11 protein-coding genes are annotated in these 12421 nt (G+C 41.7%); 5 read left to right on the forward strand and 6 right to left on the reverse strand.

Annotated features, from left to right (window positions below; genetic code table 11):
* Window positions 1-39 precede the first annotated feature (39 nt).
* The 3 genes from AC21OG_RS01835 (at window position 40) to infA (ending at window position 2584) form a co-directional block, all read left to right on the forward strand.
* Entirely contained in the window at window positions 40-1146 is a 1107-nt protein-coding gene (locus AC21OG_RS01835; RefSeq protein ID WP_487377603.1) for an asparaginase, read from the forward strand.
* A 191-nt stretch (window positions 1147-1337) separates the two neighbouring features.
* Entirely contained in the window at window positions 1338-2153 is an 816-nt protein-coding gene (truA, locus tag AC21OG_RS01840; RefSeq protein WP_487377620.1) for a tRNA pseudouridine(38-40) synthase TruA, read from the forward strand.
* Between the two features lie 206 nt (window positions 2154-2359).
* Window positions 2360-2584 carry a translation initiation factor IF-1 gene (gene infA / locus AC21OG_RS01845; RefSeq protein WP_350558979.1) on the forward strand — a complete coding sequence of 75 codons (225 nt, stop codon included), beginning with the start codon at window positions 2360-2362 and terminating at the stop codon, window positions 2582-2584.
* A gap of 203 nt (window positions 2585-2787) precedes the next feature.
* Here the strand turns inward: infA and AC21OG_RS01850 are convergent, their stop codons facing one another.
* From AC21OG_RS01850 to leuC, 5 genes are all read right to left on the reverse strand, one after another.
* Complete coding sequence (locus AC21OG_RS01850; RefSeq protein ID WP_487377604.1) at window positions 2788-3969, reverse strand: L,D-transpeptidase family protein; 1182 nt, start codon at window positions 3967-3969, stop codon at window positions 2788-2790.
* A 40-nt stretch (window positions 3970-4009) separates the two neighbouring features.
* Window positions 4010-5113 carry a 3-isopropylmalate dehydrogenase gene (leuB, locus tag AC21OG_RS01855; RefSeq protein WP_487377605.1) on the reverse strand — a complete coding sequence of 368 codons (1104 nt, stop codon included), beginning with the start codon at window positions 5111-5113 and terminating at the stop codon, window positions 4010-4012.
* A 127-nt stretch (window positions 5114-5240) separates the two neighbouring features.
* Window positions 5241-5891, reverse strand: a complete 651-nt coding sequence (leuD, locus tag AC21OG_RS01860; protein WP_487377606.1) for a 3-isopropylmalate dehydratase small subunit — start codon at window positions 5889-5891, stop codon at window positions 5241-5243.
* 58 nt (window positions 5892-5949) lie between these two features.
* On the reverse strand, window positions 5950-6291 hold the full coding sequence (locus AC21OG_RS01865; protein WP_487377607.1) for a hypothetical protein: 342 nt from the start codon (window positions 6289-6291) through the stop codon (window positions 5950-5952).
* 10 nt (window positions 6292-6301) lie between these two features.
* Window positions 6302-7738, reverse strand: coding sequence for a 3-isopropylmalate dehydratase large subunit (gene leuC, locus AC21OG_RS01870; protein WP_487377608.1), 1437 nt, complete (start codon window positions 7736-7738; stop codon window positions 6302-6304).
* Between the two features lie 237 nt (window positions 7739-7975).
* On the opposite strand from leuC, the gene AC21OG_RS01875 reads away from it, so the two are divergent.
* On the forward strand, window positions 7976-8848 hold the full coding sequence (locus AC21OG_RS01875; RefSeq protein ID WP_487377609.1) for a LysR family transcriptional regulator: 873 nt from the start codon (window positions 7976-7978) through the stop codon (window positions 8846-8848).
* Window positions 8849-9250: 402 nt separating this feature from the next.
* Complete coding sequence (gene putP, locus AC21OG_RS01880; RefSeq protein WP_487377610.1) at window positions 9251-10747, forward strand: sodium/proline symporter PutP; 1497 nt, start codon at window positions 9251-9253, stop codon at window positions 10745-10747.
* Between the two features lie 93 nt (window positions 10748-10840).
* Here the strand turns inward: putP and AC21OG_RS01885 are convergent, their stop codons facing one another.
* Window positions 10841-12394, reverse strand: coding sequence for a surface lipoprotein assembly modifier (locus tag AC21OG_RS01885; protein ID WP_487377611.1), 1554 nt, complete (start codon window positions 12392-12394; stop codon window positions 10841-10843).
* Window positions 12395-12421: the final 27 nt, after the last annotated feature.

Consider the following 12421-nt stretch of genomic DNA (forward strand, 5'->3'; position numbering starts at 1 on the left):
CTTTCATAGTCCGCAATAATACGTTGTAAATTACTTATCATGACTTCATCGCAAACACCTAGCACAGCCAAACCTCTTAGAAACTCACTTAATAACTCTGATCAAGCTTCCCCTCGCAAAGTGCAACTCATTTATGCGGGGGGGACTTTTGGGAGCTATGGCAAACCTTTAGCAGCTTTACCACCGCAAACCTTTTTACCCCTACTTATCGATAACATTCATCAAAATATTTCGCCTAATGTAGCGGTACTTCCTAACTCGTGCGTCAAAGACAGCAGCCAGCTCACCCCGTCAGATCTAGCACATTTTTTTAAACTGATTGTAGAGTCTTATGCCGATGGTAATAGGCAGTTCCTATTAATTACTGGGACCGATACGCTTAGCTATCTGGGTTCATTTTTGGCTGAGGCATTTGCAGGCTCTGATCTGTGTCTGGTACTGACGGCCAGTATGAAACCTTTGTTTGACCCCAATGATATTCACGATTATAGGCTAGATGCGCATAGTGATGCTTGGCAGAATTTATCAGATGCCCTTGGTCTGGCGGCACATGGCGACCCTGGTGTCTCTATTGCTTTCGCAGGAGAGTCTTGGCCGGCGCAAACCGTGCAAAAAATTCACAGCCATGATTTAATGGCTTTTACCGGTCATCACCGAGCAGGATATCCTGCAAATAGTTATGACAAACTGCTGCATCCTGCCCGCCGTAAGGTATGGATTGAAGACGCACAGGCCAAGGTAGAAAGCATTGTCGCTAATGCTCAAGCAGCGATCGTTGCGACTGTCTATTGTGTGCCGAACGAGGGTGATTGGCTGGCGACTCAATTATCTAGCTTATTAACGCTACCCCCAACAGGCATCATACTCATCGGCTTTGGGGCGGGTAATATTCCTTACAATGAGCACTTAGCGACAACACTAGATCAGCTTTATCAGCATGGGCATCTTATTGTCTGTACCACTCAATGCCCGTTTGGCGGTGTCAGCGATGCCTATGCGGCTGGTAGCTGGCAATATGAACACCATGTGCTGTCCGCTGGTAGACTGACCATTTCTGCGGTTTACGCCCGTCTACTGTGGTTATGCTTAGCCTATGATAGTCCTGCACGGCGACGCCAACGCTGGAGTTATAGTGTCAGTAAATAGTATGAGTAAAGACTGTCCTTAACTGAAAACTATTTAACAAAACTATCCTTATCTAAAGACCATTTAACAAAAACTACCCTTATCTAAAGAGAAAAACGGTGCCTGATATCAAAGCGGATGAAAAACTCACAGATAATGATTCTATCCTAGACACTGACGCTATGCCGACCTCGGCAACGGCGCCTAATCAGATGGCTAAACAGTCTTTACAAACTTTTGCACTGGGTATTGAGTTTAATGGGGCAAATTACCGCGGTTGGCAACGTCAGCAAGAAGTGCTATGTGTGCAGCAGGTCGTGGAAGAAGCGCTGAGTAAAATAGCCAACGAGCCCGTTGAGGTGGTGGCGGCTGGACGGACGGACGCCGGTGTTCATGGCGGAAATATGGTGGCTCACTTCAAAACGGCGGCAAAGCGTGGGGTCTATAATTGGCTTCGGGGTGCCAATAGCATTTTGCCAGATGACATTGCGGTTCGCTGGATAGAGCCAATGCCTGACGAGTTTCATGCCCGCTTCGGGGCGATTGCCCGGCGCTATCGCTATATTACTTTAAATCAGCCACAGCGCCCTGCCATGCTCAATCATTTGGTCACTCATATCCATGAGCCATTGGCATTGGACTTAATGCAACAAGCCGCTCGCCATATTGTTGGGCAACATGACTTTAGCAGTTTCAGAGCAGCAGCTTGTCAATCTAAACAGCCTGTACGCAACATTCACCATGCTAATTTATTTGAATACGGTCAATTTATTGTGTTTGATATTCAGGCTGATGGTTTTTTGCATCATATGGTTAGGAATCTCATGGGAACCTTGTTTGCTATCGGTAAAGGTGAACTGCAACCGGATGACTATCTTCGTATCTTACAGGCCAAAGATCGCACGATTGCACCTCCAACTGCTTCTCCTGATGGACTGTACTTTGTCAATGCCTATTATCCTGAGCACTTGCAAGCCTTGCTGCCATCAGTACCATTAACGCCGCAGTGGTTAAACCTACCTGACTAGATATCTATGGCTAAACCTCTATGGATAAATGCCTCGTTATGCAAGGGGCTTGATTAAAACGTTTTGAACACTCCGTCAACTTTTGACCCTTAACAAACTATGTGCAACTTATCAAGTGATAGTGTGGCTATATTTGCTATAAGCCCTTTGTTAGCGTATAATTATGTCCTACTACAATTCTATTCAAAGGGTTAACCTAAATACTTATGGCAAAAAAAGACGAGATTATTGAATTCGAAGGTGAAGTCATCGACACCCTTCCTAACACACTTTTTAAAGTACGCCTAGAAAATGGTCATGAAATCATTGCCCATATTTCTGGTAAGATGCGTAAACACTATATCCGTATCTTAACGGGTGATAAAGTTAAAGTTGAAATGACACCTTATGATTTATCTAAAGGTCGTATTACTTATCGTGGCAAGACCTAACCCATACTTATCCTCTCGTTAACGCAGGCTTGTTATAGAGTCTATGATATTCTAATAACTTAGTATCATATATTATTTTAACTATGACCTTTTAAGCCAAAAAACCGCTGCTCCTTTGAGCTAGCGGTTTTTTTAGTCTTATAAAACTATAGCTTACAAAAACCGTTATCCCGAAAAAAATAGGTTCTAGAATACAAAAGTTATTATTTGAACTCCACAGTAGCATCATCATCAATGACCTCAAACAATGCCAATGCATCCCAATTAGTTAAGCGCACACAGCCCGAAGACGCTTGACGGCTAATACGCTCTGGATCTGGCGATCCGTGTATCCCGTAAGATGGTTTGGTGAGTCCAATCCATACTAAGCCGACAGGATTATTAGGACCTGGTGGGATTATGGTTTGGCTACCATCCTCTGCGGTATAAGTATAATTTGGCTCATGTACTTTAACTTTTACTTGATGCGTACCACTGGGTGAAGGGGTTGCTGTGCTACCCACTGTTGTCGGATAACTTGCGATCAAATTGTCATCAGCGTCATAAACAAATAAGGTTTGCGTATTTTTATCGGCAACTACCCGACTCACAGGCGTGGTATTAGGATTACCAGGGTTATAAACCGTAATGGTCTCACCCGCTGCAAAGCTGATATTAGGATTCAACTGTTTTAAATACTGTAAGTCCATATGGAACTTCTCAGCAATGGCCTCCCCCACACTTTCATAATACATACCCTCAAGCTTGCCCTTCGACTCAGCACGTGCAGGGATGGTTGTCATATTAATATTAACATCGTCATCAGTCAGCGTGTAGTTCACCAACACAGGCTGATTAACAAGTGATCTGTCTTCATTCAGTGCATCCCACGTCTCTTGATTTAAGTCATTTGTCACAGTCAAGCCCTTGGCTTTTTGGAAGGCTTGCATGGCTTTGCGAGTATTTTTGCCCCACTTACCATCTACTGCACCAACGCCATGACTGTGCCAGTTTAGCAAGGCTTGTAATTTAGTCCCTATGGCTTGGTTTATCTCACTTCCAGACCGCCAGTCACTATTATTTACCTTCTTCGCATTTTCAGATAAGTTATTCACTGAGTATTGAAGCGTTGGTAATACATCGTTTGACGTCGTATTTATTTTACCTGTGCTAGATTGATTGGCCTGATCTTCACTGTCTGCTACTTTAGTATGTTCACCATTGTTCGTATTGGATTCATTATCGAAGTTATTATCGGTCTGATTGACATCAGTTTGTTCCGCAGCGGTTTGTGTGGCTTCAGTTTTCGAACCACTGGTTGAATTTTCGGTAGAGGACGAATTTGAACACGATGTCGCTGTCAGCAATATTGCCACAGCAAGTCCTGTTAATTTATTTTTCGACATATGACAGTGCAACTGACTATACATGATTTATCCTTTCAAATTAACTAAGTTTGTCAAGTACAGCGGCGCCCATTTGCTGACATCCTACTAAGGTAAGATCAGACTCATCCGAATCCATAATATCACCTGTTCGCAGACCATCATCCAGCACGTAACTGACTGCTTGCTCAATAGCTGCCGCAGACGTTTCATGCTTAAAGGTATAACGCAGCATCATTGCGACAGACAATATTGTGGCTAAGGGATTGGCTTTGTCTTGACCAGCGATATCAGGCGCACTACCATGGCACGGCTCATACATTCCTTTACCATTTTCATCTAAGCTGGCCGACGGTAGCATACCTATAGAGCCGGTCAGCATGGCGGCTTCGTCAGATAAAATATCCCCAAACATATTTCCTGTGACCATCACATCAAATTGCTTAGGGTCTTTTACCAGCTGCATACAAGCGTTATCGGCATACATATGACTTAATACAACATCAGTATAGTCGGATTGTTGTAGCTTAATCATCGTCTGTTTCCAAAGCTCTGTCACTTCAAGGACATTAGCTTTATCCACTGAACAGACCTTAGCAGCGGTTCCATGGGCTTTGGCACGTACTTGCGCCAGATCGAAGGCAACTTTACCAATGCGCTCAATCTCGGATGTCTTATAAACCATGGTGTTATAGCCTTGTTGCTCGCCATTATCCAACGTGCGAATACCTCTAGGCTCACCAAAGTAAATGCCCCCCGTGAGCTCACGCACAATCAGTAAATCAAGCCCCTTGATAATCTCAGGTTTTAGACTTGAGGCATTGGCAAGCTGAGGATACAGCTTTGCAACGCGTAAATTAGCAAACAAACCTAATTCACTGCGGATCTTCAATAGACCACGTTCAGGGCGAATGCTACGCTCTATACCATCCCACTTAGGGCCACCCACCGCACCTAGCAAGACGGCATCGGCAGCACGTGCTTTTTCTAAAGTATCATCGGGTAACGGTACTCCTGCCCTATCGATAGCGGCACCGCCTAAATCGCCCTCTTCTAAAGTTAGTCCTAAATCAAATTTCTCATTAACCGCTTTAAGCACATTGACGGCTTGCGTCATAATTTCTGGTCCAATGCCATCGCCTGCGAGCGTTAATACAGTTGCCATACTTTCAATTTCCTAAGTTGTTTTTAAGGTAGTTATTGTTTTAATAAGTCACTTTTAATTAGTCACTCTTAGTTACTTACTTATTGATTAACTATTATCTAAGGAGCTACTATGCAAGGTTCAAGAGCTAAGCGTTAACCTCATTAAATATCCAAGGGGTTTGTTGACGCCTTTTTTCCTCATAGGTCTTGATCGCCTCTTCTTGCTGAAGCGTAAGACCGATATCATCTAACCCATTGAGCAAGCAATGCTTACGAAATTCATCAATCTCAAAGGGATATTCAGTACCATCAGGCGTTACGACCACTTGACGCTCAAGATCAGCGGTAAGCTCATAGCCTTCATTGGCAAAACAGGCGTCAAATAAACTATCAATTTGCGCCTCTGGCAATACAATGGGCAACATGCCATTTTTAAAACAGTTGTTATAAAAGATATCTGCAAAACTTGGGGCGATCACAGTACGGAACCCATACTCTGATAATGCCCAAGGGGCATGTTCTCGACTCGAACCACAACCGAAGTTATCACGTGCTAACAATATAGTTGCGCCTTTATATTGTGGCTGATTGAGTACAAAGTCTGGGTTTAATGGACGTTTACTGTTGTCCTGACCCGGATAACCTTCATCCAGATAACGCCATTCATCGAATAAATTAACGCCAAAACCTGTCCGTTTAATGGATTTTAAAAACTGCTTAGGGATAATTTGGTCGGTATCGACATTGGAGCGATCAAGTGGACAGACAATGCCTGTTTGGGTGTTATAAGCTTGCATCGTAATTCCTTAAAATAGATTACATTAGATTGAAACATTTTAGATAATGTTAAAAAATTTAGTAGCAATATCCTGAGCTTTCTTTAATTTGCCATTTTTTTCCATTTTGATCTTCTGTATCTTGATACGAATAGGACAGCCAACTATTTCTAAGCTTTAATGTTGTAGCTTGCCCTTCACCCCAGAAAACTACAGCAAAATTATCAATTGAGGAGTATTTGTATCCTCCAATAGCCTTGTTTAGCTCATACCCATCTATCAAAGTAGCCTTAACTTGATATGCTTTAGACCATTCAAAGTTACTTCTATACTTGATACATACCTCTTCAACCTCAGCGGCATTAGCTACACTAATGAAAATAAGGTTAGCTGTCAGTAAAAATAGTATTTTTTTTAACATTTCTTATCTCTTAAAAACTTCGTACATCCACAAAGTGACCGGCTAAAGCTGCGGCAGCCGCCATTGCAGGACTAACCAAATGCGTGCGTCCGCCATTACCTTGACGTCCTTCAAAGTTACGGTTTGACGTTGAGGCGCAGTGCTCTTGTGGTTCAAGCTTATCGGCATTCATTGCCAAACACATTGAGCACCCCGGCTCACGCCATTCAAATCCTGCCTCAATAAACACCTTATCCAAGCCCTCTTCTTCAGCCTGTTGTTTGACTTGTCCAGATCCAGCTACCACTATGGCCTCTTTAACATTATCGGCAACTTTACGTCCTTTAATAACGGACGCTGCTGAACGCAAATCTTCAATACGAGAGTTAGTACACGACCCAATAAAAATACGGTCAAGCTTGATATCTGTAATCGGCTGACCTCCATTAATACCCATATACTGATAAGCACGTTCCCACGCCTCAGCCTGAACCTCATCTTTTGCTTGGGCCAAAGTTGGTACATGTTGCGTCACATCAACTACCATCTCAGGAGAGGTGCCCCAAGATACTTGCGGTGCAATGTCACTGCCATCTAACTCAACAATCGCATCAAACTCAGCGTCTTCATCTGAACGCAGCGTTTGCCAATAGGCAACTGCTTGCTCCCACTGCTCACCTGTTGGCGCAAATGGGCGACCTTTAACATAATCAATAGTCGTCTGATCAACCGCCACCATACCGACTCGAGCACCAGCTTCAATGGCCATATTACAAACGGTCATACGACCTTCCATGCTCATATTCTCAAATACATCTCCAGCAAACTCTATCGCATAACCTGTACCACCTGCCGTACCTATTTTTGCGATAATGGCCAATACGACGTCTTTCGCAGTCACCCCTTCACCAAGCTCGCCATTGACACGAATCAACATATTTTTGGATTTCTTCTGTACCAAGCATTGGGTGGCTAATACATGCTCTACTTCAGAGGTACCGATACCATGTGCTAAACAGCCTAATGCACCATGTGTTGCAGTATGTGAGTCGCCACACACCACGGTCATACCGGGCAATACAAGGCCTTGCTCAGGTCCTACCACATGCACAATACCTTGACGAGCATCATTAATCGTAAATTCTGCGATATTGAACTTTTCACAGTTATCGTCCAAGGTTTTTACCTGTAAGCGCGATACTTCATCTTTAATGCCACTTACGCCCTCTAACCTTTCTTTACGGACTGTCGGTACATTATGATCCGGTGTCGCAATATTTGCAGACAATCGCCATGGCTCGCGATTGGCCAATGCCAGACCTTCAAACGCCTGAGGACTGGTGACCTCATGGAGCAGATGACGATCAATATAAATTAAGCTTGAACCATCATCACGTTTACTCACGAGATGCGCATCCCAAAGTTTGTCATATAGAGTTTTTGCAGATTTTAATGGTGTTGCTGACATGGAATAGTCCCTTGCTGGCTAGAAAAGTTAATAAAATAAAGTCATATCTTAATCAAATCGTATGGGCTAATATTAGTAATAACGAATATTTAATAAAAATATTTTTGCTTTATTTTCTTTATTGAGATTATAACATTTTAGTTATATAATAATAATTGATGATTTTTATCATATAGCAAACTATTAATTATAATATGTTAATTCACCTCTTTACTAACATAAAGTTTTAGGCTACCCATGAATACGACAAATTTGACAACTTTTATCACTGTAATGCAAACAGGCAGTATCTCAGGTGCGGCTGAAAAACTTTTTATTACTCAGCCAGCGGTGAGTAAGCGTATCAAAAACCTAGAAGATGAGTTCAAGGTGACCTTATTTGACACCCTTGGTCGCGGTATTGTGCCGACTGCTGCCGCAAATGAGCTGTTGCCCCATGCTAAGCGGTGGCTAGACGACTATGATAATTTCAAAATCAATATTCAAAACTCACAACAAACCATCTCTGGCAAACTGGTTATTGGTACCAGTCACCATATCGGCCTCCACCACCTACCGCCTGTTTTAAAGCAGTTTATCCAAACTTACCCTTCTGTACAATTAGAAGTCCATTTCGTCGATTCAGAAGCGGCCCATAAGGCAGTATTAGATGGTGAGTTATCGCTTGCATTTTTAACATTACCGCCAGTGTATGATAAGCGTCTCACCTATCACACGTTATGGTCTGATCCTCTTTATTTTGTCACTGGCACCCTATCACCATTGGCTCAAAAAACCAACGTGACATTAGAGCAACTGGCACATTATTCCGCTATTTTACCAGCGGCAAATACGTTTACCAGTCAAATAACATTGGCTGAATTTGCCAAACAAAACTTAAAGCCTTATGCCACTATGACCACTAACCCGCTTGAATCTATAAGAATGTTAGTATCGGTCGGACTAGGCTGGTCTGTATTGCCCCAAACCTTGATTAATCAGGAGCTTGCGTGCATAGATATGGCTAAAGATTTAGAGTTACAGCGTTATTTAGGTGTGGTTATCAACCCTAGTTTGACCCGTTCGGCAAGTGTCGACGCATTGATGCAAATGCTAGCGCCCATCATATAGATTATTCCATTAAAGATAACTTAATTAGTTTAACCGTTACTTTTTTAACTGAAGCCGTTAAATTGGTGATCTTTTTACTCCTCTTTTTTCTACGTTAATGGTGTCATTAGATACTATTGATAATCTAATTCGTAATTCCCCCGATTATGCTTTATAATGCCCTCATATTGCCAAAAGTTAATAGTATGTAACTCAATTAGCATTCAAATTTTTCAATATTATTTTATGCAGATTGTATTGTTTTATGAAACATATATCAGCATAAGTTCATAAAAACATTCTATTATCTTTTGTTAATAATCTTTTAGCTCTACATTTAGCTCTAAATAACGAACCATTATGATATTAGTCACATAATGGTTTTTTTGTGCTTATAAATTTTAATCATATAAGGATTTTGTTATGAATGGAGTGTCAACAGGCGTGCTTATATCGCTCGGCCTATACTTCCTATTGATGATTGGAATCGGGATTTGGGCATACTTTAAAGCTGAAAACGACTCATCTGGCTACATGCTTGGGGGTCGTAATCTCAGTCCAGGTGTCGCTGCTTTATCTGCAGGTGCATCAGATATGTCAGGTTGGTTATTACTTGGTTTACCAGGTTATATGTACAGCTCAGGTGTGGTTAGTATATGGATTGCTTTAGGATTGACGTTAGGTGCTTTTGCTAACTATTTAATGGTTGCGCCTAGACTAAGGGTCTATACTGAGATTGCAGATAACGCGATTACCTTACCTGACTACTTTGCCAATCGCTTTGAGGACAAATCTCATCTACTCAGAGTTATCTCAGCGATCGTCATTATCTTATTCTTCACCGTTTATACTGCTGCAAGTTTAGCAGGTGGTGGTAAATTATTTGATAGTGCTTTAGGTATGACGTATAGCTCAGGCTTATGGATAACTGCCGGCGTTGTGGTGATTTATACCTTATTTGGTGGTTTCCTTGCCGTATCTACAACTGACTTCGTGCAAGGTGTCATCATGTTATTTGCTATGATTATTGTACCGATAGTCGCTTTTACAGACCTTGGTGGTGTGGGTGCAACGACAACTGCAATCCGCAATATCGACCCAGAATTACTTAACATCTTTAGCGGTATGTCGTTTATTGGCATTATCTCGCTTATGGCATGGGGGTTAGGTTATTTTGGTCAACCGCATATCATTGTTCGCTTTATGGCCATTCGCTCTGTTAAGGATGTGCCTACTGCTCGTAATATTGGTATGAGCTGGATGATTGTCAGCTTAATCGGTGCGTTAATGACAGGTTTTGCAGGCCGTGCTTATGTTCAAAAGACGGCAATGACATTAGATGATCCTGAGACTATTTTCTTAGTATTTACTAATTTCTTATTCCATCCTTTAGTATCAGGCTTCTTGTTAGCGGCTATTTTAGCAGCCATAATGAGTACTATTTCTTCGCAGTTACTGGTGGTTTCAAGCTCACTCACTCGTGATGTCTATAAGCTATTTTTTGATAGAGATGCGCCTGAGGCCCGTCAGGTATTAGTCGGTCGTATTTCAGTAGTGCTCGTTGCTATTATTGCTATTTTCTTAGCAAGAGACCCTGACAGCTCAGTTTTGGATTTAGTGTCTAATGCTTGGGCAGGCTTTGGTGCCGCGTTTGGTCCGCTAGTGGTTATTAGCTTAATGTGGAAACGTATGAACCGTAATGGCGCCCTTGCCGGTATGATTGTAGGTGCCTTAACGGTTATCGTTTGGATTTATGGTGATTTTGAAACATCTAATGGCGTTGCATTAAACGATTGGTTATATGCCATTATTCCAGGCTTTATCTTAAGTTCAATTGCTATCGTTATTGGTAGTCTGGCTACTGCAGAGCCTAATGATCATATTAAAGCTAAGTTTGAAGAAATGGAAACTAATCTCTAGTTTATATTGTTTCTAATAATACAGCTTAGTAAAAACCCTCGCATGACTTATGCGAGGGTTTTTTGATAATTGATAAACCAGACCAATAACCCGTTAAAAAGTCTTGGTAAATAAAATAGTGGCTGATTTATCATCACGATCATCATAGTATTTGAAGTTACTAGAGGTTTTTTCATAATCAAATACCAGACGCGGGGTTAAGCCTAATACCGTTAAGTCACGTTTCCAAACTTGTAACCCAATTGACCTTGTTTTGTCTTCTCGGCTTGTATCACTGCCTTCAATTCTGTAAGTACTGTAGAAGAAATCAGCGATATCATCAGATGGTTTGTCATAGTCTTTAACCGCATAACTTAGGGAAGTCAATGTTGAAATACCTTGATTCCACTCCTTACCCCAACCGACATTAACTGAATTACGATCATAGCTTAAAAAGCTTGTCTTATCGACATCGTTTATATTATGACCGATACCCCCATAGAAGTACTCGTTGGCATCTTTGATATATAGCCCATTTAAACCTAAAAATACACCGTCTGCTTCACGAAGGTTTTTCTCATCATCGTCAATGGTTTCATTCGAAAGCATTCCCGTTGCTGTTAATTTCAACTTTGGTTTCACCCAACGTGAACCACTCACTGTTACCCCTTTACGCCAGCTGTATGGTTCCTCACTATAGAATCGTTTGGTAACAAATGGACTGATTGAAATATCATTCTTAGCGTCATCATAACCTAGTCCTACAGATGCCGTAACTAGATAATCATTATAATCACTATTATCCCAGTACCCTTTAAGCGAAGCATTGCCACCTACTTCTGCATAGTAATTCTGTGGTAAATTTATACGCTTATTGGAACTGGTAGATATCAAGAGACCTTTGCCTGACTCGGGCTTATTCGTTGTTCCAAATTGACCATTGACGATAGGCTTTTCAGGGACACCATTTAAGTTATCATCTTGAATATAACTTATTGATGCATTAAAACGCCACTGCTCTTGCATTTGAATACGTTCGATTAACTTATTAACATTGGCCATAACAGGCTCGGGTATGTCTGCCCCTCGAAGCTTAAGAAGCTGGTCATGTGCAGCAGCGTACTGTTTATCAGCATATAAAGCTTGTGCTAGATTTAAGCGTACTGGGTGAAAATCTGGATTATCAGCCAACATACCCTTATAAATGGCAATGGCCTGTTTATGTTGACCATTACCTCGATATACCAACGCATCGGCAAAACTGATCAACATAGGATCGTTTGTCTGGAGCGCTTTATAATGCGGTAATAACTCTTTTACCGTTGTCATATCTTGAGCAGCTATGGCTGCATTTAAAAACTTGGTAAACGAAATAGGATCTGCTTTTAGAGCCTCTAGGTTATATCTCTGAGCCGATTGCAAAGGCTTACGCTCATTAATAGCCTCTTGAGCTTCAGCATTTGAAACATTAGCGGTTGGAACTGTGTTGCCTAAGTTTATATTTTGTCGTTCTTGTTTGATAAGCTCTTCAGAAAGATCGTTTTCATTCTGCGCAAGCTCCTCAACCTCTTCTGGATTAAGTTCAGCAGCATATATCATGGGAGCATAAACTGCGGCTGCCGTTAAAATTGAGGCATTAAGGGTTTTAAGAAAAAAAGATTGGGTCATGGTTATCCTTAACATGGTAACTTGAGT

This window comes from Psychrobacter sp. CX5 (assembly GCF_057621535.2).

Bases quoted from the DNA above. Each gene is read 5' to 3' on its own strand.
- AC21OG_RS01835 (WP_487377603.1), top strand. From the start codon at position 40: ATGACTTCATCGCAAACACCTAGCACAGCCAAACCTCTTAGAAACTCA.
- truA (WP_487377620.1), top strand. From the start codon at position 1,338: ATGGCTAAACAGTCTTTACAAACTTTTGCACTGGGTATTGAGTTTAAT.
- infA (WP_350558979.1), top strand. From the start codon at position 2,360: ATGGCAAAAAAAGACGAGATTATTGAATTCGAAGGTGAAGTCATCGAC.
- AC21OG_RS01850 (WP_487377604.1), bottom strand. From the start codon at position 3,969: ATGTCGAAAAATAAATTAACAGGACTTGCTGTGGCAATATTGCTGACA.
- leuB (WP_487377605.1), bottom strand. From the start codon at position 5,113: ATGGCAACTGTATTAACGCTCGCAGGCGATGGCATTGGACCAGAAATT.
- leuD (WP_487377606.1), bottom strand. From the start codon at position 5,891: ATGCAAGCTTATAACACCCAAACAGGCATTGTCTGTCCACTTGATCGC.
- AC21OG_RS01865 (WP_487377607.1), bottom strand. From the start codon at position 6,291: ATGTTAAAAAAAATACTATTTTTACTGACAGCTAACCTTATTTTCATT.
- leuC (WP_487377608.1), bottom strand. From the start codon at position 7,738: ATGTCAGCAACACCATTAAAATCTGCAAAAACTCTATATGACAAACTT.
- AC21OG_RS01875 (WP_487377609.1), top strand. From the start codon at position 7,976: ATGAATACGACAAATTTGACAACTTTTATCACTGTAATGCAAACAGGC.
- putP (WP_487377610.1), top strand. From the start codon at position 9,251: ATGAATGGAGTGTCAACAGGCGTGCTTATATCGCTCGGCCTATACTTC.
- AC21OG_RS01885 (WP_487377611.1), bottom strand. From the start codon at position 12,394: ATGACCCAATCTTTTTTTCTTAAAACCCTTAATGCCTCAATTTTAACG.